A 23,063-nucleotide genomic window follows, 5' to 3' on the forward strand; every position below is an offset into this window, starting at 1 on the left:
TACCGCCCCGGCCGCCCCTCCGCCGGCGGCTCGGCGCTCCTCGCGCCCGCGCCCCCGATGCTGCCCCACCCCCTCGCGCTCCAGCGTGCCCTGCGCCCGCTCCAGCGCAAGGTGCCCTCCCCGCATCTGCGCCTCCTCGACGAACGGGCGACGGCCGACCGGATCGCGCGGCTCGGCGCCCACCCGGACGTGTGGTTCCCCGTGCTGCGGCCGGCCCCCGACCGCTGGCTGCGCCTGAACCTCGTGCACGACACCGGCCCCACCATGCCGGTCTGGCGCCCCCTGGTGAGCGAACTGCACACGGCGCTCGCCCAGTCGGGCATCTTCCGCACGGTCACCCTGCACCCCGCCACGCCCGACGGCCGGGCCCGCCAGGTCCCCGTCCTCGACGACGGCCGGACGGCCACCCTCGTCGTCAGCGACTGCATGGGCCCGCAGTGGCGCCCCGGCGAGGCGGGCGAGCGCTGGTACCGCACCCTGCGGCAGTGGGCCCACCGCATGCCGCTCGCCGTGGTCCAGCCCCTCCCCGAACACCTGTGGCCCACCACGGCGTTGCCCGCCGACCCGGGCGTGCTGACCTCCCCGTCCACCGCGGCCCCCTCGGCGACCCTCGCGTTCACCCCCTACGACGGGTCACCGCCCCCCGAGCGGGCCCTGCCGCTGCCGGTCCTGGAACCGGGCGCCCCCTGGCTCGCCCACTGGGCGGCCCTGCTCGCCGACCCGGGCGGCGCCCGGACGCCGGGCGCGGTGGCCTGGCTGCCGCCCGCGCCCGCACCGCCCGCCGAGCCCGTCCCCGACCTCACCACCGCCTCCCCCGAGGAACTGGTCCTGCGTTTCCGGGCGACCGCGTCCCCCGAGGCCTTCCGCCTCGCCGGGCATCTCGCGCTGGCGGACCCCTCGGTGCCGGTGATGCGCCTCGTCCAGCGCACTCTGGAACGCGACCCGCGTCCCCAGCACCTGGCCGAGGTCATCCTCAGCGGCATGCTCACCTCCGCGCCCGGCCCGCCCGGTTCCTACGCGTTCCGGCCCGGCGTAAGGGAGTTGCTGCTGCGCTCCCTGCCCCGCACGGCCCGCGGCCGGACCCGGGAGTTCCTCGAACGGGTCGGGGGGCTGATCGACGAGCGGGCGGGGCTCGCGGCCGGGGAGTTCCGCGCCGAGCCGGACGGCGGGACGGGCGACGCGGGCCCGGCGTTCGCGACGGTCAGCGAGGAGACCGTGCGGCGCCTGGGCGGGGAGGCGCTGTTCGCGGGACGGTACCGGCTGACCGGGCGGCGCGACGGGGAAGGGCGTGTGTTCCGGGCCGTGGACGTCCGCACCGACCGGCAGGTGATCGTGCGCCGGTACCGTGAGCAGCCCGCCCCGCAGGAGCGGTTCCTGAGCGAGGCGCGGGCCCTGGCCGGGGTCGACGATCCGCACGTGGTGAAGGTGCTCGACTTCGGGGTGGAAGGCGACGCGCCCTACCTGGTGACGGAGTTCGTGGACGGCCTGACGGTCTCCGAAGTGCTCTCGGGCATCACCTTCCCGGCCTTCGCCCGCCTGGTGTGCCAGGGCATGGCGGGGCTGGAGGCCCTGCACGCGCGCGGTCTGGTGCGCGGGGAGCGCGGGCCGGCCGGCCTGCTGCTGCGCCCCGACGGCACGGTGCTGCTCAGCCGCGTCACCCTGGGCGAGGAGTCCCGGAACAAGTCCCCCGAGGCGGACGTCGCGGAGTTCCGGTGGCTGCTCAAGCATCTGGTCGCCGGCGCCCGGGTGCCCGCCGAGCACCGGGAACTGCTCGAACTGATCGACCGGCACGAGCTGCGGGAAGCCGCCGCGTACGCCGCCCGCCTGCCCGATCAGTGGCTCCCGCCGCGCTCCTTCACCCTGCTCGGTCCCCTGCGCATCAGCGCCGGCCCGGAGCTTGTGGAACCGCCCTCCCCCGAGGCCCGGGCGCTGCTGTGCATGCTGCTCCTGCGGCCCGGCCGGCGCGTGTCCCACTCCGAACTGGCCGGCGGGCTGTGGGAGGAACCCCTGCCGGCGAGCGAGGCCGCCCACCGCCTCGACGCCCTCGCCACGGAGGTCCGGCAGGTGCTGCCGGACGGCGGCCTCGTCGCCTTCCCCGGCTCGTACGCCCTGTACGTGCCCGACCTGTACGTCGACGTGCTGCACTGCGAGCGGCTCCTCGCGGAGGGCACCGGCGACCCCCGGCGCGCCCTCGGCCTCTGGTACGGCGACCCCCTCGACGGCGTCCCGGGACCGGCCGCCGCGGCCACCCGGGAGCGGCTGCGCACCCTCCATGCCGAGCTGCGGTCCGGACCGGAGGCCGCCGCCCCCACGATCCTCTTCGAGGCCGACGACCTCACCGGCCGCCCCGAGGCCCGCATCACCCTCGAATACGCGGTGCACGAGATGCTGTCCCGCGGCGCGCTCGCCCCCCACCAGTTCGACGTGCGCGTGCGCGGCGGCGGCTACGACGTCCACACCGAACCCGGTACCTACCTCCTCCCCGTCCTGGCCGCCGTCCTGCGCGGGCTGCCCGAGGTTCTCACCGGGCTCGTGGACCCGCCGCCCCTGACCGTCACGTTCTGGGACCGGCCCGCCCCGCCGCCCGAACCGCCGCGCGTGCCCGCCGACATCCAGGTGATCGTCTCCCCGGACCTCTACGAGCAGTTCGCGGCCAGCTCGGCCGCCCAGGGCCCGCAGCGCTTCCAGCCCCTCTTCCAGGACGGCGCCACCGACACCCCGCCCGTGGCCTGGTACTGCCCGCTGTCCCCCGCCGCTGCCCCGGAGCCCGGGGCCCGCGACCTGGTGCAGGGCCCCTTCATCACCCGCGACCTGCGGCGGCTCGGCATACCGGCCCCGGGCCGCACGGCCGTCGTCCACACCCGGCCCGACGGCCCGCTGACCCTCCTCGACCCGGCCCGGCCGCACGGCGACCAACCGCCGGGGCTCGTGACGTACTACGAGGTGGACCTCACCACGCACCAGTCCCACCACCGGGTCTCCCTGCCCAGTTCCGGCAAGGGCGCTTTCGCCGCCGCGGTCGAGCTCGCCTGGCACGTGGAGGACCCCGTCGCGTTCGTGCGGGCCGAGACCGGCCGGGTGTCCGAGGTGCTGCTCGACCGCCTGCTGGAGGAGGCGGCCCGCATCACCCGAAGGCATCCGCTGCGCCGGGCGGGTGCCGCCCAGCGCGCGGTCAACGCCGGGCTCCGCCGCTGGCCGGTGCCCGGGCTGTCGGTGACCGCGTCGGTGCAGCTCGGCCCGGAGGGCACGGCCCTGCCCGGCCCGCAGGGGGCCGCTCCCGCGCAGCTCCCGCTGCCGCAGCTCCTCGCAGAGGCCGAGACCGTCCTGGTCGGGTTCGACGGCCCGATGGCCCGCCTGTTCTCGGCGAGCACCGCCCGTGAGGCCGTGCTCGGCCTGCTCGCCCTCGTCGACGAGCACCGCGCCCCGGGTCAGACCCTGCCCGGCGCGGTGCGCGAGACGTTCACCCATCCGCTGGACGTGCTCCGGGCCTTCGCGCGGGACCCGCTCGGGCCGCTGCTGCGGGAGCGCCTGGACGAGATCGAACTCCGTGCGGTGGCGCACGCCCCGGCGACGCACAACTCCGCGCCCCTGGTCCGCACCCTGCACGCCTCCGGCCGCCGCGTCTGCGTGATCACGGATGTCTGCACCGAGGCGGTCCCGCGCTATCTGCGGCCCTACGGCACCCTGCCCCTGGCCGGCGTCCACGGGCGCACCGAGGACCTGGCCCTGCTCACCCCGCACCCGGACTGCATGCTGCGCGCCCTCGACGCCTGCGACGGGTCCGCGTCCCGGGGCCTGGTGATCGGTTCCACCGTCGCCGAGCTGGCCGCCGCCCAGCGGGCCGGGCTGCGCTTCGTCGGCCTCGCCCGCAACGCCACCACCGGGCGGCAGCTGCGCGAGGCCGGCTGCGAGACGACGGTGACCTCCCTCGCGCCGCTGCTGGAGGCCGCGCGCTCCCTGTGACAGAACGCCGAACCCCCCGTTCGGCGGCGCCCCGCCCGGCCCCCCACGAAAGGCGGCCCGGCCCCCTCCCGCGCACGATGCGAAGGAGGCCCGCCGCCCGGCGGACCCACGTCTGCGAGGCCCGCCACCTGGCGGCCCCCCACGGTCTGTGCTCTCGGGAGGACCTGCCATGACCGCCAGTCTGGAGCAGTTGCGCCGCTGCCACTTCGCCGTCGACCTGGGGGCGGCCCGCACACGCGTCTACGTCAAGGGGGCCGGGCTCGTCGTCGACCAGCCGTCCGCCGCCGCCGTGAACACCCGTACCGGCGCGCTGATCGCGGTGGGCGAGCTCGCGGAGAAGATGACCGGCCGCACCCCGCACTACATCCGGGTGGTCCGGCCGGTCTCCGGCGGCACCGTCGTCGACATCGAGATGGCGCAGCGCATGCTGCGGCACCTGCTCGGTGACAAGATGCGCCGCGCGCTGCGCCGCAAGCCGATCCTGCGCGCCGCGGCCTGCACCCCGCACGACGCCGACCCGCTGGCCCAGCGCGCCGCGATCGAGACGCTGGTCGGTCTCGGGGCCCGCAAGGTGGAGCTGGTCGACACGCTGATCGCCGCCGCCGTCGGCTGCGGGCTGCCGGTGGAGCAGCCCGAGGCCACGATGATCATGGTGTGCGGGGCGGCGGCCACGCAGGTGGCCGTGCTGTCCCTCGGCTCGATCGTCACGGCCGAACGCATCCCGGTGGGCGGCGAGGCCGTCGACCAGGCGATCGTGCAGCACCTGCGTCACCAGCACGAGCTGATGCTGCCGAGCCAGTCGGTGCGGCCCTTGCAGCTGGCCCTGTCGGGCAACGGCCTCACCGCGCAGGGCCCGGCCTCCACGGAGATCCACGGCCGGGACGTCGCCACGGGCCTGGCCCGGTCCGTCCAGGTCGACACCGCGGCCGTCCGGGACGCCATCCAGACGCCGCTCACCGCGATCCTGGACGGCATCGGCAAGGTGCTGCGGGCCTGTCCGCCGGACCTGGTCGCCGACCTGGCCGACCGGGGGATCATGATGGTGGGCGGCAGTGCCCTGCTGCCGGGCCTGGACCAGATGCTGCGGCAGGCGACCAACATGCCGGTGCACATCGCCGAGCGCCCGGACGTGTGCGCCGTGCAGGGTCTCGGCGCGATGCTGGAGGGCAGGATCGCGCCGCTGGCGCTGGACACGCTGAGCACCTGAGCGTCAGGCGCGGGTCAGCGGGCGAACCAGCACCGCACGGTCGTCCCGCTGTCGCTCCGGTGCAGCCGCACCAGATCTGCGATCAGGTTGACCAGCAGGATCCCGCGCCCGCCGCGCTGGTCACGGGGCACGGGCCGGCGTCCGGCCAGGACATCGGCGAGGTGCCCCTCGTCGCGGACCTCGCACACCACGTACCCGTCCTCGGCCCACACCCGCAGCACGCCCGAACCACCGCCGTGCACCACGCTGTTGGTGGTCAGCTCGGCCGTGGCGAGGGCCAGGTCGTCCAGCTTCACACCGACGAGGCCGAGCCGCGCGCCCTCCCCGACGGCCACGTGCCGGGCGTGGGGCAGGGAGTCGGCGTCGAAGGCGAACGACAGCGCCTCCGGCACGGGCGGCAGCGGCTCGTTGTAGCGGGTGACGACGCCCTCGGGGGCGTACGCGTCGCTACGCTGCTCGGTGCGGGAGCCGGGGTGGATGACGGTCGGGTGGGTGGCGTAGGCGTCGGCGACGGCGTGCTCGGGCAGCCGCGCGACGTCGTACGGGCACAGGATCGTCGCCGTACGGCCCCGGAAGGCGGCGTTGATGAGCGCCTCGTGCTGGACGCAGGCCGGGTACTCGGCAGCGGAGCGGCCGGCCCAGACCGGCTCGCCGATGATGCGCACCCGGCGGCCGGCCGGCTGGGCGTCGGCGAAGGCGCGCAGCACGCCGGGGATGATCCGCCCGGGGTTGCGTCCGGCCTCGTGCATGTCCAGGAGCCGCACGGCGGCGGCGTCGTCGCCCAGCGCGTCCCGGATCAGGACGAGGTTCTTGCCGGGCACGGCGACGGCCACGGGTTCTCCGGCCTCCAGCCCCTCGCGCACGAAGGGCAGGGTGCCGTCGAGGTACTCCTGCTCGTCCCGGTAGAAGAGCGCGGGGTGGACGAAGGGGCCGAGGGGCCCGAAGGGCTCGGTGACCGTGCTGGTCATGTTGTGGACACCTCGATTCCCTTCTGGCCGGGCCACAGCAGGTCCAGCGTGCGCCGCAGCGCGGGCGGGGGCCGGCGCACCACGAACCGCCGGCCGTTGCGGAGCTGCCCGGCGGCGGCGGCGAGCGCACCGGCGCCCGCGACGTCGACGAACGTCACGCCGGACAGTTCGAGGTAGTACACGTCGTCACCTTCGCGGACAGCTTGTTCCAGGACACCTTCCCAGATCGCACGTGTCGTCAGGCCGACCTCTCCGGCCGCCCGGACGCCCTGCCGCCCTGCCAGCGGGAACACCGCCAGACCGGGCGCGGGGTCGCGAGGGCCGGTCGCCGACAGCTGCTGCCGAGTGCTCAAGCCCCTCTCCCCACGCTTGTGGACCACAGCGCTCTTACCCGCAAGGCAAAGGCTCATTCCCCCGGAAGGTGTGTAGTACGCCGTACGGCGGGCAGGCGCACCTCACACCGACGTCCACGGGGGCGAGTGACGTCGTGCAGTCCGGCGAGACGAACACGACAGACGAGGACCGACAAGGCGGTGACATGACCTCAGCGGCATCACCACATCGCACAGGAGGGCTGGACACCCTGGTCATCCCTGGCCGCGTCGACGCGGACCGCGCCGAGCTCACCCCTCGTGGTGAGCTCGTCCACGGCTGTGCGGAGATCCTGGCGGGAACCCTGGCCGGCCTGCCGGCCACCGTCACCCGGGTCGACCTGGACATGGCGGGCGTGCACTTCATGGACACGGCCGGCCTCCAGTTCCTCGACGTGCTGGCCGACCACGCCCGGCAGCGGTCCCTGACGGTGACGACGACGAACTGGAACGGCCAGCCGCGCCGGATCCTGGAGCTGGCGGGCCTGGACACGGCCGATCCGCTGGCCGGTCCGGACCCCGCCGGCGCGGTCCCGGCGGTGGCGCCGGCCGCCCCGGCCTCCTCGGCGGTCGCCCTGGAACGCGCTGAGCGGCTGCACGTCCTTCAGGAGGAGGTCGAGCAGCTCCGCCAGGCCATTGCCTCGCGCCCCGTCATCGACCAGGCCCGGGGCATCCTCATGGCCACCCACGGCTGCACCTCGGACGAGGCGTGGCACATCCTGCGGGAGACGTCCCAGCTGTCGAACACGAAGCTGCGGGACGTCGCGGCGGCGGTGACCGCGAGCGCGAAGGCGGACGGCCCGCCGCCGTCTCCCGAGCTGTGCACGGCGCTGCAACGGGCCGTCGCGGGCCGTCGCCGGGGCTGAGGCCGGGGTCCGGTGTACCGCGTGCCGGCCCGGTGCTCTCGCGCCCGGCGGGGTACCCGGCAGCCGACAGCCGCGCGAGGAGGTACACGATGAGCGACCAGACCCCGTCCCAGGCCGAAGGCGACCGCGACGACGAGCAGGACCCGACCCCACGTCCCACCCCGTCCCAGGCGGAGGGCGACCGCGAGGACACGAGCGCCCAGGAGGAAGGCGACGGCGACCGGACGGAGGCCACATAGAGACGACGCGACGGGGAACCCGTTAACTCCCCAACTAGACAAGGGAGTTACCCGTGATCGTCGCCGCCGTCATCGCCGGATGCGTCCTCCTGGCCGTGCTGGCCTTCCTCGTCCCCCGCCTCTCGCGCCACCCCGAGCGCGGCACCCAGCGTTCGCTCGGCGCCGGCGCCCGGGCCGGCGGCAAGGCACCCGGAGTGCTGGGCAGGCTCTTCAGCAAGCCCTTCCACTCCAGTTCCCGCGCGGTGAGCCGCAGCGGCTCGGCCGGCCGCCGCACCCGCGGCCGCATGCCCTTCTGACCCGCCGCGCGGCCGCGCCGCCCGGCATGCTGGTCCGGTACGCAGGGCAGGCAGAAGGAGAACCTCTCGATGGGCACCGCAGTGCACGTCCCGCAGACGCGGGACATGATCGGGGAGGAACTCTCCGGGGACGAGGCGTTCACCGCGCTGCGGCGCTACGGAGGCCGCCGGCTGTTCCTCGACGCGTTCACCCGCTTCCGCTACGCCGACGGGTTCAGCAGCTCCCGCTCCCTCGCCTTCCAGGTCGTCCTGGGCATGGTGCCGTTCACCATCGCCCTGGTCGGCGTGGCCACCACCGTGCACACGGAGAGTGTGGGGCGGATCATCGAGCTCACCCTCGGCCGGATCGTGCCCGGCGCCAGCGCGGACGTGGTCGAGGACGCCCTGGACGGCACCGCGCGCAGCGCCGGTTCGGGCGTCTGGGGCGCCGTCGCCATGTGGCTGGGCCTGGCCTTCGCGGTACTCAACCTGGCCTCGGCGATGGCCCAGGTCGAGCGGGGCGCCAACCGCATCTACGGCATCGAGCGCGACCGGCCCTTCCTGGCCAAGTACGGCCGTTCCCTGCTCCTCGCCGCGGCCGCGGGCATGCCGATGGTCCTGGGGTTCCTCGTGCTGGTGGCCGGTGACGCCGTGGGCAGCGCGGTGGTGGAGGCCCTCGGCTGGTCCCGCTCCTGGCTCGACCTGTGGGGCGCCCTCGACGTGCCCCTGGGTGTGCTGCTGGCCTGGGTGGCCTCGGCGGCGATCTTCCGCTGGGCGCCCCGCCGGGACCAACCGGGCTACACCTGGCTGGCGTTCGGCTCCGCGGTCCATCTGGTGCTGTGGATCACGGCCACCTGGCTGCTGGCGCTCTACGTCGCCAAGAGCGGCTCCTTCGGCGCCGTCTACGGCCCGCTGACGGCCTTCGTCGCCCTGCTGCTGTGGGCCAACCTGACCGGCGTGGCCCTGTTCCTCGGCATCGCCTTCGCCGCTCAGCTCGAAGCGGCCCGGGCCGGCATCACCGAGGCCGTGCGCCCCGACCCGGGCCCGGGCCCGTGACGCACCCGCCTGACGCGCGCCCGGCCCCTGTGATCACCGCGCGGAACCAGGACGTATCGTCCTCGGTGTGACCGATGTGCCCCCCGCGACCACAGCACCGGCAGACCGAGGAACGGCCCACGGAACCCCCGGACCGGCCGCAGGGCCGGTGAGCGGCGACGATCCGGTCCTGCGGGCGGCCTACCGACTGTGCCGGCGCCGGACCAAGGACGAGGACCCGGCGGAGTACGCGCTGATCCAGCTGGTGCCCGCGGCCCTGCGCCCGGCGCTCCACGCCCTGTGGGCCGCCGCCAACGCCCTCGACGACCTCGGCGACGACCGCACCGCGCCCGCGGCCGAGCGGGCCGCCCGGGTCGAGGCCTGGATCACGGCCCTGCACCGTGAGCTGCCCACCGGCTCCAGCCCTGACCCGGTCCGCCACGCCCTGGTGGACACCGCGAACCGCTGGCGTCTGGACCTGTCCGAGCTGCGCGACGCCATGGCCCAGGTGCAGGACGACACCCGGGGCAGGCACTTCGCCGACTGGGCGGAGTGGCGCACCTGGGGCCGGGACAACCTCCTGCCCTGGTTCGGCCAGGTCCGCACGGTCTTCGACCGGGCCGGCGTCCCCGTGGCGCTGCGCCTGGACACCCGGGAGGCCTACGAGGAGTTCCTCGACGGCGTCCGGCTCACCGACATCCTCACCGACCTGTCCGCCGACCTCGCCCAGGGCGACCTCCTGCTGCCCGCCGAGGCCCTCGACCGGCACCCCGGCTCGGCCGCCGACCTGGCGCGGCGCCGCTGGAGCCCCGCCGTCGCCGCCCTGGTCACGCACCTGACCGGCCTGGCCCGCCAGTGGGTCGCCCAGGAGGCCCTCACCCGCGGCATGCACCCGGGCCCCGCGACGGTCCTGGACACGATGGCCGCCCTGCTGCGCGCACAGCTCGACGCCGTCGACGCGGCCGGTCCGGCGCTCCTGCGTTCCCCGCCCCGGCCCGCGCTCCGCACCCGGGCCCGCATCCTCGCCCCCGCCCGGGCGCGCGCGGCCCTGGCCTGGAGCCTGACCCCGCTGACGGTGCCGCCACCACAGCGTCCGGGCGACCAGAGGCCACCGGCACCCGCCCTGGCCGCGCCCACCGGCACCTTCCTGCCGCCGCCGCCCCACCCCAGTGGCGAGCGGCCCCCCGCGATCCCGCCCGGTGATCTGCCCGCCCATGTCGCCGTGATCATGGACGGCAACGGCCGCTGGGCCCAGCGGCGCGGCCTGCCCCGGCACGAGGGCCACCGCGCCGGCGCCGACGCGGTCCGCGAGGTGGTCCACGGCGCCCTGGACATCGGCCTGCGCCACCTGACGCTCTACACCTTCTCCACCGAGAACTGGCACCGCGAGCCGGAGGAGGTCGACGCGATCCTCGGCCTGCTCCGCCGCGAGCTGGCCGAGAACCCCTTCCGCGACCTGGACGTCCGGCTGCGCTGGCACGGCCGCGCCGGCCGCCTGCCGCCCGACCTGGCCGACGTCCTCCATCTGCGCGAGCGCACCACCCGCGCCCGCACCGGCCTGACCCTGACGATGTGCATCGACTACGGCGGCCGGGACGAACTCACCCGCACGGCCGCCGCCCTGGCCGGCCGGGCCCGGGCCGGCCGTCTGGACCCCGGCCTGATCGACGAGGACGACTTCGCCCGGCACCTGCCCCTGGCGGACCTGCCGGACGTGGACCTGCTGTGGCGCACGGGCGGCGAGCAGCGCGTCTCCAACTTCCTGCCCTGGCACACGGCCTACGCCGAGCTGCACTTCACCCCCGGCCTCTGGCCGGACACGGACCGCCGCGACCTCTGGCGGGCCGTCACCGCCTACACCCACCGCCGGCGCCACCTCGGTGCGACACCGGCCATGCCCCCGGATCCGGAGCCGGAGGTGTCACGGGCCGTGGCCGACGTCCGGGGCCGGCTCCGCCCTTAGGGCACACAGAGCCACGGCTGTCACGCGCACCGGCGCGACCGGACGTCTCCGGCGGCGGACGGTCACAATCGGTTCACACTGCGCTCTCGCCGGAAGCCCGCCGGATGCGTAGGGTTTTCCTAGGCTCAGCGTGACTGATCCTGCCTTCACCGGGGGAGGTACGCCCGCGAGCCTGGAGGGGGGTGCTGGGGGTTGGGCGACTGGCGCGTTCGAGTGAGAGGTCCCGACGGAGAGAGCCTGGCCGGGGCGGGCGTCCTCATCGGCGACGACCGGATCCTTACCTGTGCGCACGTCGTGACCGAGGCGCTGGGGCGGCCCGATGAGCAGAAGACGGCCCCCGGGAGCACCGTGCTGGTGGACTTCGCCCCTTGCGGTGACCCACGGCCACGGCGCGCCCGGACGGTCGACGGCGGCTGGTTTCCGGTCCTGCCCTCGTCCGGTGACATCGCGGTCCTGGAGCTGGAACCGGGCGGCCCGCCCGCCGAGGCGCATCCGGCGCGCCTGTTCCCCGGCGATGGCGCGGGGCCGACCGAGGTGAGCGTCTACGGACATCCGGGCCGGGGCCTCGGCGACGGTGTGTGGGTCGAGGCGACCGCGACCGGGCACGGCGGACCCAACCCCGCCTGGCGGCAACTGGACGGCAGGGCACACGGGGTGGCCGTCCAGCGGGGCTTCAGCGGGGCAGGCGTGTGGGACCGCGGCCTCGGCGGTGTCGTCGGCCTGGTCGTCGCCGCCTACGGCTCGTCCGTCGAGCGGGTGGCCTGGATGTTCCCGCTGGCCGCCGTGGCCCGGGAGTGGACCCCGCTCGCCGCGCTGCTCCACCCGGCGCGATCGGCACCCGTCGAACTGACGGCACGTCAGTGTGCGGAACTCGCACGGCTGATCGCATCGATACCGCGCTTCGGGACGCTCGGCGGCCGTCAGGACCTGGTCTCGCTGCTGCCCCCGGAGATCGGCTCGGTGGTGGCCGAACGCCCCGAGGCCCACGCACACTTGTACAACATGGTGCGCACCAGCTCCGACTACGACGGAGGACTCGACGAACTCATCGGCGCCGTAAGGACCTTGGTGGGCGACTCGCGTGCCGTCCGGTCGATCGCTGCCGAGATGCGGCGTTTTGAGGAGGAGGGGCGCCGGTGACCGGACATTCGACACTCTGCGTGGCCGAACCTGTCCACGCCTGGATGCCTTACGGGAAAACGGGGATGGCGGACACAATCGACGACCCATCGGACTGGGCGCATACCAGCAGACTCGTGGAACTCCTGGAACGCACCAGACCCATGGGGGACCCGGAGCTGCGCCGCCAGTGTCTGGAGGTGACGGGAAGCCGGCTGAGCATCGACGTCGCGGGGCTCGTACCGCAGGGTGTGACCACGCGAAGCCAGCTCTACGACGTCGTACGGCTCTTGGGTGACATCCCCGGCGGCCTCCTGGTACTGGCCGAGACCGTCCAGTTCTTCGCCCCCGGTTCCCGCTCCACAGAGGCCTTCCACCACTTCGTGCGCTCGACGTTCGTCCAGCCGCCACTGACGGAGGCCGAACTGCGGCACATCCAGGACCTGTTACGGCAGTCGCCCAAGGTGCCGGTCGGCCGGATCCACCGGGCGGCCCGGGGTGTCTACGAGCGGCTCCCGCCCGGGCACGACGACATCGTGCTGGCCTTCGAGCACCTGGTCGAGGCGAACGCGCGGGCGGACGGTCTGTTCCCCTTCATGCTGTACGTCGAATACGTCGCGGCGCTCGCCCCCGGCCCCCTGGCCCGGCGGTTGCGCGAGTGGAACGCCGCGGTCGCCGAGAACCTCGGTGTGCGCGACACCCTGAACACGACGCGCGCCGCACTCGTGCCCGTGGCACTCGAGCACACCGAGGGCATGGGATACCTCGCGATCCTGATCGAGCGGGGCGACGACGGCGACGCGCACGGCGGGTATCTGGTGTCCTCGTGGACCAAGGAGGACGTCTTCTCCCCGGCCCGGCCGGACTTCGTGGACTTCGTCTGTTCGGACGGCGATCTGGAGGTGACCGTGGAGCGCGCCATCTCCAGCGGCGAGGCGTCCCTGGCCGGCCTCGACACTCCCGTGCAACTGGAGTTCCTGCTCGGCCGGGACCTGGTGGACCTGCCCATAGAGGAGTTCTCCACGCACCGCTCCTCCGGCCTGCCACGCTCTCTGGTGCGCCATTACCAGACGGTGATCCGCAGCCTGGAACGGCAGCGCGACCCGTCGATCCAGCGGGTGCTGAAGCAGCGCTGGCGCAGCCTGCGCGACACCCCGCACGAGTGCTCCTGGCACGCGTGTGACGGAACGGGCGGCCTGAGCGCCTCCGACCTGCAAGACCTGCTCGGCCGGGACAGGAACGGACGCGTGGTCGCGGTCGCCCTGCTCGACGCTCCCCGCAAACCCGAGCCGGGGGCCGTCCACGCCTACGACGTCGCCCTGCGCGAGGGCGTCCCCGCGATGCTCTGGGCCCGCTCAGCCGGTGCCGTTTCGAGGCTCGGTGATCTCGCCGACCGGTTGTTCCAGGCGAACCATCTGAACGCGCTGGCCACCAAGTTCCACGAATCCCGGGGATCGCTGGTCTCCGACGAGGTTCTCGTCCTCATAGACAACCCGGAGAACGTCTACGTGCCCTTACGCCGTTACCAGTCGCCGCATCACGAGGGAAGGACGCAGTCATGAGTGACGGCCGACCCGCCGACGACAGGTTCCCTCCGGACACCGGACAGGACGTCCCCAACCAGACCACCGCGCCGTGGTGGGTCTACCACGGTGACGGGCGCACCCTGGCCGCCCGTGATCTCGACGACGTGCTCATGGGTCCGCCGCCCTGGCGCACCTTCGACGGCGGCCCGCTGCAACCCCGCCCGGCGGAGGACCAGGCGGAGACGACCCGCCGCATCGGGCCACCCGCGCGCGAGGGCGACCCGCCGCGCCCCGTCGACGTCGCCGAGGCGGACATGGTCAACGCGGCGCTGTATCTGCGCCGGCCGCTGCTGATCACCGGCCGCCCGGGCACCGGCAAGTCGAGTCTCGCCTACCGGGTGGCACGCGAGTTGCGCCTGGGCCGCGTCCTGCGCTGGCCGATCACGACGCGCACCACCCTGAAGTCCGGGCTGTACGACTACGACGCCATCGGCCGGGCACAGGACGCGGCCGCCCGGCGCGCCGCGGCGGACCCGGAAGCCGGGCCGGACGACGGCCGGACCGGTATCGGCGATTACATCAGGCTCGGCCCGCTGGGCACGGCACTGCTGCCGTACCGGCTGCCGCGGATCCTCCTCATCGACGAACTCGACAAGAGCGACATCGACCTTCCGAACGACCTCCTCAACATCTTCGAGGAGGGCGAGTTCGACATTCCCGAACTGGTCCGCATCGCCTCGCGCGAGCCGACGGCCGAGGTGCTCACGGCCGACCCCGGCGCCACGGCCCAGGTCGCCGGCGGCCGGGTGCGCTGCCGCGCCTTCCCTCTCATCCTCATCACATCCAACGGAGAGAAGGAGTTCCCGCCCGCGCTGCTGCGTCGCTGCCTGCGCCTGGAACTGCCGCCGCCGAACCTGGACCAGCTCGCCGCCATGGTGGCGGCCCGTTTCGGGCAACGAGCCGGTGACCGCGGTCAGGAACTCGTCCGGCTCTTCGTCGCGCGCAGTGCGCGTGAGGGCGGGATGAGCGCGGACCAGCTGCTCAACAGCGTTCACCTCGCGACGTCCGACCGGTTCGAGGGGGACGAGCACTGGGACCGGCTGGTCGACGCTCTGTGGCGCAGCCTCGATGCGACGAGGCCGTGATGGCTGCCGCCCCCCGGCCTTCGATGCCTCCGCCCGACCCCCTGGGAACGGCGGATCTGACGCCGTACGAGCTCTCCGACGGCCTGTGGCTCGCCATGTGCCTGGCCGGGCGCACCCGTCCGAGGAGCGACGGGCCCTCCGCCCCGCCCCGCCGGCGGCGGGAACCTCACCCCGGCGAGTCACCGCCCCCCGCCCCAGCCGTGCCGGACCGGAGGAGCGAGGCACCGGAAGTACCACGGCAGCAGTCGCCGCCGCCCTGGACCCCGAGGGTGCCCGACTCCTTCGCCCGCGCCGCGGCCCCGCTCCCCCCGCCCCCGTCCCTCGACACGGGACCGTTGTGGACCGCGGTACCCGGCCTGGAGAGCCGACGGGCGCTGGAGCGGGCGCTGCGCCCGTTGCGCCGCACGGTCGCGTCCGCGCACGACCGGGAGCTCGACGAGGAGCGGACCGCCGAGGCCCTGGTGGAGGCCGAACCCCGGCTGCCCCGGTACCGCCCGGGCCGGGAGCGTTGGCTGGATCTGGTGCTGGTCGTGGACACCGGAGCGTCGATGGCCGCCTGGCGGCACACCGTGACCGAGTTCGCCCGCTTGCTGAACGGTCTCGGCGCGCTCCGCACCCTCGGCATCCGGCTGCTCAGCGCCGGCCCGGGGGGCGAGGAGCTGCGTTTGCACGGACTCGGCCCGTCCGGCGCCGAGTACGACCTCGCGGCGCCCGCGCTGCCACCCCGGCGGCGGGCTGTCATGGTGCTCACCGACGGAGGGGGCGCCGCGTGGCGGAGCGGTACGGCCCAACGGCTCATCACTCGATGGGGTGAACATGTCCCGGTCGTCGTCGCCCATCTGCTCCCCCACCGCAACTGGTACCGCACCTGGATCGCCACCCACCGTTCCGTTGTCCGTACCACCGGGCCCCTCCCCTGCGGCCCGAGTTGCACGGCGAGTGTGACCGGCACGGGCGGCACCGTGGAGTCGGCCGTGCCCGTCATCGAGCTCGCTCCGCGCTGGCTGGCGCGCTGGGCACAGCTGCTGACGGGAGACGGCGGCGACTGGCCGGGGGCGCGGGTGCTGCTCACGCGGGACAGCACGGAAGACGACGATCCGGGGCCGGACGAGGACTTCCTCCCGGACCGTCCCCCGACGCCGGCCGCACGCGTCCTCGAGTTCCGCGCGGGCGCCTCCCCCGCGGCCTTCCGGCTGGCCCAGCACCTCGCGGTCGCGCCGCTGGACCTCGCCGTGATGGAGACGGTCCAGCACCTCACCCAACCGGGTTCACGCCCCGCCCACATGGGCGAGGTCCTCAGCTCGGGGCTGCTCGTCACCCAGGGCGGTCCGCCGACCGTCGATCCCTTCGACTCGACCGCACACCAGTACGCGTTCCTGCCGGGCGTGGCCGAGGAGCTTCTCGCCACGAGCGGGCGGTCCGCCACCGCGGAGGTGATGCTGCACGTCATCACCCGCCTCGCGGCGACGGTCCCCGAGATGCGGGACCTCGCCCGGGTGCTCACCGCCCCCTGGGCGGAACGGCCGGTGACGGTACCGGAGGAGTCGGCCGGCGACTTCGCTCCGTTCATACGCGCACTGCGGGCACTGTCGGGGCCGTACCGGCCGTGGGCCGACCGACTGAGCGCGCGCGTTGAGGGCTTTGCGACACAGGACATCGGCGCTGGTCCACTACAATTTGCGGGGTCATCCATGCCCGAAGAACCTGTGTCAGACCCGCGTTCAAAAACGGTCAAAGAACAGCAATCGCGGGCCGTTCCCGAACACGTGACACCGCTGCCCGAAGGACAGACAGCGGCTGACAGAGGAGAGCCAGGTTCGATGAACGACGCATACGCACGCACGCTGGGGCCGGTTGAGCGAGCCATCGCCGAACGGCGCAAGGCGGGCAGCCCCCCACCCGTTTGGGGTAATGTTCCGCCCCGGAACGTGAATTTCACCGGACGGGTGCTGGCTCTCCAGGACCTGCACACACGTTTGACTCAGGGTACTACGGCGATTTTACCTGAAGCACTGCACGGCATGGGCGGCGTCGGCAAGTCCCAAATTGCCATCGAATACGCATACCGTCATAGTTCTGACTATGACATCGTTTGGTGGATCCCCGCCGAACAACCGGCCCAAATCCGTGCCGCCTTCGTGGACCTGGCGCAACGCCTGCGGCTGCCCACCAGCGCCGAGGCCAACACCGCGGTTCCAGCTGTCCTGGAAGCCCTTCGCCTGGGTAAGCCTTACCTCAACTGGCTCCTGGTCTTTGACAACGCCGAAAGTCCGGAAACAGTCACCCCCTTCTTCCCCCAAGGCGGCACCGGCCGGATTCTCGTCACTTCCCGAAACGGACAATGGGTCAACATGGCACGGACCATCGAGGTGGATGTCTTCGCGCGCGAGGAAAGCATCGAGCTATTGCGGCGGCGAGGACCGGAACTCACCGACGAAAAAGCGAATCGACTGTCCGAGGCGCTCGGCGACCTACCCCTGGCCATCGAACAAGCCGCCGTCTGGCTCACCGAAACAGGTATGCCCGCTGAAGAATACCTCGAACTCTTCGAAGGGAAAAGGGAAGAGTTCGTCAGCCGCCGCGCGGAGTTGTTGGAACTTGCCCCGCCGATGGACTACCAATTGCCCGTCGCAGCGGCCTGGAATGTCTCGCTGGACCGCCTGAAGGACACCAACCCGGGCGCACTCCAACTGCTCCAGGTGTGCTCCTATTTCGCGCCCGAGCCGGTCTCCCGCAGCCTTTTCATGGCAGGGCGGAACGCCAACCTGCCCGGCCTGCTCGGCCAGGTGCTCAGCGACCCCATCCGCCTCGGCCAGGCCCTGCGCGAGGTCAACCGGTACGCGCTGGCCCGCATCGACCACCGCACGAGCACCATCCAGCTGCACCGCCTCGTCCAGGCGGTACTCATCGACCAGATGACGGCCGAGGAGCGGGCGTCGATGCGGGAGGCGGCTCATCTGCTGCTCGCGGGGGGCGACCCGGGAGAGCCCGGAGTGACCGCGAACTGGCCCCGGTACGCCGAACTGCTACCGCACATCCGGGCCTCCCGAGCGGTCGAGTGCGACAACCACTGGGTTCGGAACCTCGTCGTCAACACCGTCACGTACCTCTTCACCTGGGGTGACCACGATGCCTGCCTGGATCTCGCCCAGGACGCGCTGCGGACCTGGCGGGACAGCATCGGCCCCGACGACGCCCAGACGCTGACCGTGGCCCGCTACTGCGGACACGTCCTGCGCTCGCTCGGACGCTACGCCGAAGCGGCCCAGCTCGACGAGGACAGCCTGGAACGCCGCCGCAGGACGGTCGGCGACACCCACGAGGACACCCTGCTCGCGGCCCGGGCCGTCGCCGTGGACCTGCGCGCGGCCGGGGATTTCGCCTCGTCCGCCAAGCTCAACAAGGAGACCTACGAACAGGCCGTGCGCTCCTTCGGTGACCGCGATCCGATGGCGATCGCGGCCGCCCTGGACTACGGAACGGCGCTGCGCCTCACAGGGGACTTCACCACAGCCCGGGACCTGGACGCGGTCAACCTCCAGCTCGCGGTCGACGTGCTCGGCGAGGACAGCCTGAACACCATGATGCTCGTCAGCCTGCTCGCGGTGGACCTCAGGGAATGCGGCGACTACGTGGGTGCCTGCGAGATGCAGGAGAACAACTCGATCCGTTTCGAAAGACTGGCCGGCAGCGAGACCCCCATCACGCTGATGGCGTTGCGCCACCTCGGCGAGGCACGCCGCAAGGCCGGCGACCACGAAGGCGGGCTCTCGGCCTGCCTCGAAGCGTGGGAGCGCAGCCAGCGCCGCTACGGTGACAACCACCTCAACACCCTGTCCGCCGCGTCGAGTCTGGTGATCGCCCAACGCCAGGCGGACCGTCTGGACGAGTCCGTGGAACTGGGCAGGAAGACCCTGGGCCAGTTGACGCGGAGCCTCGGGGAGAGTCATCCGTTCACCTTCGGGGTCATGACGAACCTCGCGATCTCGCTGCGCCGCAAGGAGCGGACCGATGAGGCGGTGGCCCTGAACAGGCAGGCTCACGACGGGCTGGTCGGCACCGTGGGCCTGAACCACCCCTACACCCTCGCCGTCGCCGTCAACCTGGCCAGTGACCTGTTCACGCTGGGAGACCCGCAGGCCGCTGCCGAGAGGGACGAGGACACGCTGCGGCGCACGACTCAGGAACTCGGCGAGTCGCACCCGATGACCCTGGCCTGTGCGCTCAACCTCGCGGCCGACCTGCGTGTGCTGGGCCGGACCAACAGGGCCGAGACCCTGTACGCCGCGACGCTCACCTCCTTGCGGCAGGTGCTCGGCCAGGAGCATCCGGCGACGACGGCCGCCACCAGGGGCGACCGGGCCGACTGTGACGCGGAGGTGTACCAGATCTGAATGTGCGTCACCTCAGGCGGGGCGGTGACACGGTCACCGCCTCCCGCGGGTGCGGCCCGCCGATCCAGCCTGCCAGGGCGCACGGGTCTGCCGACGCCCCCTGGTCGGCGAGCCGCAGGTACACGGCCCGCACCAGCTCGGGCCGGCCCAGCAGGGCGGCCGCGGCGGAGGTGTCCCCGCGGGCCTCGGCCGCCAGACCGAGGCCGATCCAGGGACCCGACTCCTCGGGGCGGGCCATCACCTGCCGCCGGTAGCCGCGCAGGGCCGTGTCGAAGTCGCCGTCCAGCAGGGCGATGTCCGCCGAAGTGGCACCCAGCGAATCCGGGTGGCGGCGTGCCCAGGCGAGTCTGCGCGGGTCCTCCCAGCGCAGTCTCACCAGCTCGGATCGCACCGCCTTCTCCCGAGGCAGCACGTCGGCTCGCACGACCGGCTCCCCGGCCTCCGGGCACCTCGTCCGCTCGCCGTCCTTCCAGCACTCGGCCAACGGTCCCACGTCCGACCCCGACGGCCGGCTGTTCCGCAGCCGCCACATGCCGAGATGGTCCGCGGCGACCAGGGCGGCGTCCGCCTCGACCTGCGCCGGGAGCTCCTCCTGGTACCAGCGGACCAGGCTCTCCCGCATGGTGGTGACGAACAGGGCGCCCAGTTCGGTCAGTTCCCCGGAGGCCAGGAGGTCGTCGAGTACGGCGAGGGTACTGCGTCGCCACAACGCGTAGGCGAAGCGCGCGCGAAGAGCGTCCTGTCCCGACGCCGTCGGGTGGAACCGACGCCAGAAGTCGACGATGCCCAGGTAGGCGTATGCGCCTTGCAGCAGGCCCGGGACCGGGCGCGGGTCCAGACGCCACGGCGCGTAGTGCAGAGCGCCTGCTGCCTCCCGGGACAGGGTGACCATGTCCAGCAGGGCGCCCAGTTTGATGTGCTGGAACTCGTGGACGAGGCTGACGGCCAGAGTCGTGGCGTCCAGGGGCAGCTGCATCATCGCGCTGCCGAAGGACTCGGGCGAGGTGACGCTGTAGGGCTCCCCGCTCATGACGGCTTCCAGCGGCACGAGCGAGCGGAGCGCCTCCGCGAGCGCACCGGCGGTGCCGGGCTGGCTGTGGACCAGCGTCTCCCACGCCTGCTCGGTCAGGGCCTGCCATCGATTCCGGCTCTGTGGGGTCTGCGGTGCCGGCTCCCGTCCCGCCACGAAGGAGGCGTAGGGGTCGGTGTCGTCCAGGACCAGCCGGAGACGGTGCCCGCCATGCCCGGCCTCGACCCGGGGAAGCGGTCGCCAGCCGTCCGCCGGCGACTCCAGGGACTCCGGCAGCAGCACGCACGCCCCCCAGGACGAGACGACGGCCACGCCGCCGGCTCCGCGGCCCGTCCCGCGCAAGGTCGCGACGCAAGGCCGCGTGGTGTCGGCGCCGGTACGGGGAAGCCGGGCCGTCCCCAGTGACGGCAGGTGGAGTGCGCCGCCGCCGGGCACGGGCACCTGAATGTGGAACTCCACACCGGCCCGCGCAGCCGCGGCGGCCGCCAGGGTGTGAAAGTACCCGGCCTCCGTCCACAGGGGGAGGTCGCTTGTTCTGACACCCCGCAGGCGTCGCAGCACGTGAGCGGCCCAGACCCCCGTCGAGGGATGCATCAGCACCCGGTCGAACGCCTCCGGGTTCTCGTACTGCACCCGGCTCAGCAGTTTCCAGGCAGCGTGCACCGAGGGCAGGGGCCCCATCGCGGCGGGGTCGGCCGCGATGGCTTCGAGCACCATACGGATCAGGACGAAACGTTTACTCTTCTGCGCATGGCGGAGCAGAGCCAAGGTTTCGCTGTCACCGCCGCCCGTGGACAGCTGGACGAAGCACTCCAGCGGCAGGCGATGCATGTCGCCGAAGCCTTCCTGAAGTTCTGCGGAGAAGACAGCGGAAGATAATCGCGGCTGGTTCTTCTTCCTCACCCCATGACCTCCAGTCGGAGAAGCGAAGCCGGTCTCTCCACGAAGAAGCGACAGAGAGACTCAGCAGTTCGTCCCCGCGGCCGACGCCGTCAGCGGCACCGGAAGATCGACCTGAAGAAGAATGCGCCGCACGGACTGATCAAGGTTTCCCAGCGGACACAACATCAGTTCGTCCAAGGAAAGTTCAGCCACGTTCACCAGTTCTGTCGCGATGTCGTGCTCCGCGCGATTCATCCACCAACTCCCCTGTCCGGCGCGGCCCTTGACCGCCCCTGTCTCCCATGATGCCCGTGTACGGACAACGTGGGAAGGGGAGCCTTCCCCGGCGCACGGGATCACTCGTCCCCCGCGTCACGGCACCACTCCAGTTTCACCACGAAGTTGGCCTCCGTGGCCCCGCGGGCGACGATCACCCCTGCCTCCGCCGACAACTTGATGCCGAACTCGACGCCCACCCGGTCCGGGGTCTGCGGAAGATGGCGCAGCTTTTCCCACACCGCGACGACGACGGGGCGGATCTTCTCCAGGGACTGCTGGAGACTTTCCTGGGCGATGGCCGCCACCTGCCCGGGCCGTGCGACGCGGACGATGCCGTCGGTGTCCTCCGACACCTCGACCCGTACCGACTCCCCGCCCTCGATGGGAACCTCGATCACATACGCCACAGCGCCCGCCCCGTTCCAGCCCGTTGAACCGGTCCGAATCAGCAGCAGGATAGAACGTATCGATGGGGGGCACAGGGCCACGACGAAAACCGACGGCGGGGCGGGCGGACCGGTGCGTCTCCCGCGAGCGACGATGCGGCCGGGACGTCCCTGAGCCGCCGATGATGGACGGCACCGTGATCACGCCGGCGGTCCGGGCGTCCGGTCCGAGGCTCCCCGGACCGTCCGAGGAAGGACGGCGGGAGAGTCGCCGCACGGGCCGGGAGTCGCATGGGTGCAGGTTCCGGAAACCGTGGCCAGGTGCCGAAGGGAAACCCAGGACGGCAGGGGCCGTAGAGGGGGCCTCGGGGGACCAGAGGATGCGGCCGGTGATGCCGGCCGACATCTCCATACCCTTGATGAGACGTTTCCGCAGGTCACAGGCCTGCGCAGTGGGGCGGGTGGGACTCGAACCCACGGCCGACGGATTATGAGTCCGCTGCTCTAACCGGCTGAGCTACCGCCCCATAGCGGCGTGTCGCGTACATGTGTGCGCGCCGTCTGCCGCAGCATAGCCGCTCATACGATCTCCTGCTTCGGCTGGGCGGCTTCGCGCGGCCTGCATGACTCTGAGGACTGCGCCGGGTGCCGCGCGGTTCCCGGGACAGCGGACGGGACATGAAAAAGGACCCCTGAGAGGGGTCCTCGATCACGCTGCTCCCCCGACTGGACTCGAACCAGTAACCTGCCGGTTAACAGCCGGCTGCTCTGCCAATTGAGCTACGGAGGACCGAGCTCCCCGGACTGGACTCGAACCAGTAACCTGCCGGTTAACAGCCGGCTGCTCTGCCAATTGAGCTACCGAGGAAGGTCTCGTTTGCATCGAACGCACCTACCTGGGTATCCGCCAGGGGGCGCGCGTTCGCTGCGACACATACATTAGCGCAAGCAGGGGGGTGCTCCGCCAATCGGTACTCCCCGGCACCGACGCCGCACCGGAGACCTACGCAAGGAAAGGGTGGCCGCCATGCGTTACCGGCTCACGTTCGTCGCCGGAGTCGTCCTGGGTTACGTGCTGGGCACGAGGGCCGGGCGCGAGCGCTACGAGCAGCTGAAGAAGTCAGCCCGGCAGTTCGCTCAGAACCCCGCGGTCCGCAACACCGCCGAGACGGCGGCCCACCAGGGCCGCGAGTTCGCGGGCAAGGCGTACCACGTGGTGAGCGACAAGGTCGGCGACCGAGTCCCCGACTCGGTGGCCGAGCGGGTCCGTCACCTCCGCGACCGAGCCACCCACAACGGCGGCGAGGACGACTGGGGCACGACCAATACCTGATCTTCTGATGCCGAGCAGCCCCGGACCCCCTGCACGGGGGTGCGGGGCTGTATCGATGTGCGGCTCCGCCGCGTGGGCGCGA

Annotated in this window: 17 protein-coding genes and 3 tRNA genes; 12 read left to right on the plus strand and 8 right to left on the minus strand. The window is 72.7% G+C overall.

Translation table 11 applies throughout. From position 1 onward, the window contains the following. Together GTY56_RS40505 and GTY56_RS13070 are read left to right on the plus strand one after the other, a co-directional pair. Window positions 1-3,963, plus strand: a 3,963-nt coding sequence (locus tag GTY56_RS40505; RefSeq protein WP_237524739.1) for an SAV_2336 N-terminal domain-related protein, incomplete at its 5' end; no start/stop codon positions are given. A gap of 169 nt (window positions 3,964-4,132) precedes the next feature. After that, entirely contained in the window at window positions 4,133-5,170 is a 1,038-nt protein-coding gene (locus GTY56_RS13070) for a rod shape-determining protein (RefSeq protein WP_161365403.1), read from the plus strand. 14 nt (window positions 5,171-5,184) lie between these two features. Here the strand turns inward: GTY56_RS13070 and GTY56_RS13075 are convergent, their stop codons facing one another. Together GTY56_RS13075 and GTY56_RS13080 are read right to left on the minus strand one after the other, a co-directional pair. Continuing rightward, window positions 5,185-6,138: an anti-sigma factor RsbA family regulatory protein gene (locus GTY56_RS13075; protein WP_161365405.1), complete on the minus strand. Its 954-nt coding sequence runs from the start codon at window positions 6,136-6,138 to the stop codon at window positions 5,185-5,187. Then, window positions 6,135-6,491, minus strand: a complete 357-nt coding sequence (locus tag GTY56_RS13080) for an STAS domain-containing protein (protein WP_237524742.1) — start codon at window positions 6,489-6,491, stop codon at window positions 6,135-6,137. Before GTY56_RS13080 ends, GTY56_RS13075 begins: the two co-directional genes overlap by 4 nt. 185 nt (window positions 6,492-6,676) lie before the next feature. Between GTY56_RS13080 and GTY56_RS13085 the strand changes: the two genes are divergently transcribed. The 9 genes from GTY56_RS13085 (at window position 6,677) to fxsT (ending at window position 19,071) form a co-directional block, all read left to right on the plus strand. After that, entirely contained in the window at window positions 6,677-7,375 is a 699-nt protein-coding gene (locus tag GTY56_RS13085) for an ANTAR domain-containing protein (RefSeq protein WP_161365408.1), read from the plus strand. Window positions 7,376-7,464: 89 nt separating this feature from the next. Then, the gene (locus tag GTY56_RS39910; protein ID WP_202510099.1) at window positions 7,465-7,614 is read left to right on the plus strand and encodes a hypothetical protein; all 150 of its coding nucleotides are present in this window, start codon (window positions 7,465-7,467) and stop codon (window positions 7,612-7,614) included. Between the two features lie 53 nt (window positions 7,615-7,667). After that, entirely contained in the window at window positions 7,668-7,910 is a 243-nt protein-coding gene (locus GTY56_RS13090; RefSeq protein WP_161365410.1) for a DUF6411 family protein, read from the plus strand. Window positions 7,911-7,979: 69 nt separating this feature from the next. After that, window positions 7,980-8,945, plus strand: coding sequence for a YihY/virulence factor BrkB family protein (locus GTY56_RS13095; protein WP_161365412.1), 966 nt, complete (start codon window positions 7,980-7,982; stop codon window positions 8,943-8,945). A 148-nt stretch (window positions 8,946-9,093) separates the two neighbouring features. Continuing rightward, on the plus strand, window positions 9,094-10,887 hold the full coding sequence (uppS, locus tag GTY56_RS13100) for a polyprenyl diphosphate synthase (RefSeq protein ID WP_161365414.1): 1,794 nt from the start codon (window positions 9,094-9,096) through the stop codon (window positions 10,885-10,887). Between the two features lie 213 nt (window positions 10,888-11,100). Further along, complete coding sequence (locus tag GTY56_RS13105; RefSeq protein WP_161365416.1) at window positions 11,101-12,027, plus strand: effector-associated domain 2-containing protein; 927 nt, start codon at window positions 11,101-11,103, stop codon at window positions 12,025-12,027. 65 nt (window positions 12,028-12,092) lie between these two features. Next, window positions 12,093-13,568 carry a VMAP-C domain-containing protein gene (locus tag GTY56_RS13110; RefSeq protein ID WP_161365418.1) on the plus strand — a complete coding sequence of 492 codons (1,476 nt, stop codon included), beginning with the start codon at window positions 12,093-12,095 and terminating at the stop codon, window positions 13,566-13,568. Beyond that, entirely contained in the window at window positions 13,565-14,677 is a 1,113-nt protein-coding gene (locus GTY56_RS13115; RefSeq protein ID WP_161365419.1) for an AAA family ATPase, read from the plus strand. The genes GTY56_RS13110 and GTY56_RS13115 overlap by 4 nt, the downstream gene beginning before the upstream one ends. Window positions 14,678-14,700: 23 nt before the next feature. Further along, the gene (fxsT, locus tag GTY56_RS41135; protein WP_272923363.1) at window positions 14,701-19,071 is read left to right on the plus strand and encodes an FxSxx-COOH system tetratricopeptide repeat protein; all 4,371 of its coding nucleotides are present in this window, start codon (window positions 14,701-14,703) and stop codon (window positions 19,069-19,071) included. A 7-nt stretch (window positions 19,072-19,078) separates the two neighbouring features. On the opposite strand, the gene GTY56_RS13125 is transcribed toward fxsT, so the two are convergent. From GTY56_RS13125 to GTY56_RS13150, 6 genes are all read right to left on the minus strand, one after another. Continuing rightward, window positions 19,079-20,932: an HEXXH motif domain-containing protein gene (locus tag GTY56_RS13125; protein ID WP_161365423.1), complete on the minus strand. Its 1,854-nt coding sequence runs from the start codon at window positions 20,930-20,932 to the stop codon at window positions 19,079-19,081. 132 nt (window positions 20,933-21,064) lie between these two features. Beyond that, a complete protein-coding gene (locus tag GTY56_RS13130; RefSeq protein WP_161365425.1) occupies window positions 21,065-21,238 on the minus strand; it encodes a hypothetical protein in 174 nt (57 codons plus the stop codon). Between the two features lie 101 nt (window positions 21,239-21,339). After that, window positions 21,340-21,660, minus strand: coding sequence for a CU044_2847 family protein (locus GTY56_RS13135; protein WP_346345474.1), 321 nt, complete (start codon window positions 21,658-21,660; stop codon window positions 21,340-21,342). A gap of 441 nt (window positions 21,661-22,101) precedes the next feature. After that, window positions 22,102-22,175 (minus strand) — tRNA-Ile (locus GTY56_RS13140). 190 nt (window positions 22,176-22,365) lie between these two features. Further along, window positions 22,366-22,438, minus strand: a tRNA-Asn gene (locus GTY56_RS13145). Window positions 22,439-22,443: 5 nt separating this feature from the next. Continuing rightward, window positions 22,444-22,516: transfer RNA gene (locus GTY56_RS13150), tRNA-Asn, on the minus strand. A 159-nt stretch (window positions 22,517-22,675) separates the two neighbouring features. Here GTY56_RS13150 and GTY56_RS13155 point away from each other — a divergent pair. Beyond that, window positions 22,676-22,981 carry a YtxH domain-containing protein gene (locus tag GTY56_RS13155; RefSeq protein WP_161365429.1) on the plus strand — a complete coding sequence of 102 codons (306 nt, stop codon included), beginning with the start codon at window positions 22,676-22,678 and terminating at the stop codon, window positions 22,979-22,981. Window positions 22,982-23,063 lie beyond the last annotated feature (82 nt).

It is taken from the genome of Streptomyces sp. SID5643, assembly GCF_009872555.1.
GTDB lineage: Bacteria > Actinomycetota > Actinomycetes > Streptomycetales > Streptomycetaceae > Streptomyces > Streptomyces iakyrus.

Excerpts from the sequence above, each read along its gene's own strand:
- GTY56_RS13075 (WP_161365405.1), bottom strand. The coding sequence starts at position 6,138 with ATGACCAGCACGGTCACCGAGCCCTTCGGGCCCCTCGGCCCCTTCGTC.
- GTY56_RS13085 (WP_161365408.1), top strand. The coding sequence starts at position 6,677 with ATGACCTCAGCGGCATCACCACATCGCACAGGAGGGCTGGACACCCTG.
- GTY56_RS13095 (WP_161365412.1), top strand. The coding sequence starts at position 7,980 with ATGGGCACCGCAGTGCACGTCCCGCAGACGCGGGACATGATCGGGGAG.
- GTY56_RS13110 (WP_161365418.1), top strand. The coding sequence starts at position 12,093 with ATGGCGGACACAATCGACGACCCATCGGACTGGGCGCATACCAGCAGA.
- GTY56_RS13130 (WP_161365425.1), bottom strand. The coding sequence starts at position 21,238 with ATGAATCGCGCGGAGCACGACATCGCGACAGAACTGGTGAACGTGGCT.
- GTY56_RS13125 (WP_161365423.1), bottom strand. The coding sequence starts at position 20,932 with ATGCATCGCCTGCCGCTGGAGTGCTTCGTCCAGCTGTCCACGGGCGGC.
- GTY56_RS13155 (WP_161365429.1), top strand. The coding sequence starts at position 22,676 with ATGCGTTACCGGCTCACGTTCGTCGCCGGAGTCGTCCTGGGTTACGTG.
- GTY56_RS39910 (WP_202510099.1), top strand. The coding sequence starts at position 7,465 with ATGAGCGACCAGACCCCGTCCCAGGCCGAAGGCGACCGCGACGACGAG.
- GTY56_RS13070 (WP_161365403.1), top strand. The coding sequence starts at position 4,133 with ATGACCGCCAGTCTGGAGCAGTTGCGCCGCTGCCACTTCGCCGTCGAC.
- fxsT (WP_272923363.1), top strand. The coding sequence starts at position 14,701 with ATGCCTCCGCCCGACCCCCTGGGAACGGCGGATCTGACGCCGTACGAG.
- GTY56_RS13115 (WP_161365419.1), top strand. The coding sequence starts at position 13,565 with ATGAGTGACGGCCGACCCGCCGACGACAGGTTCCCTCCGGACACCGGA.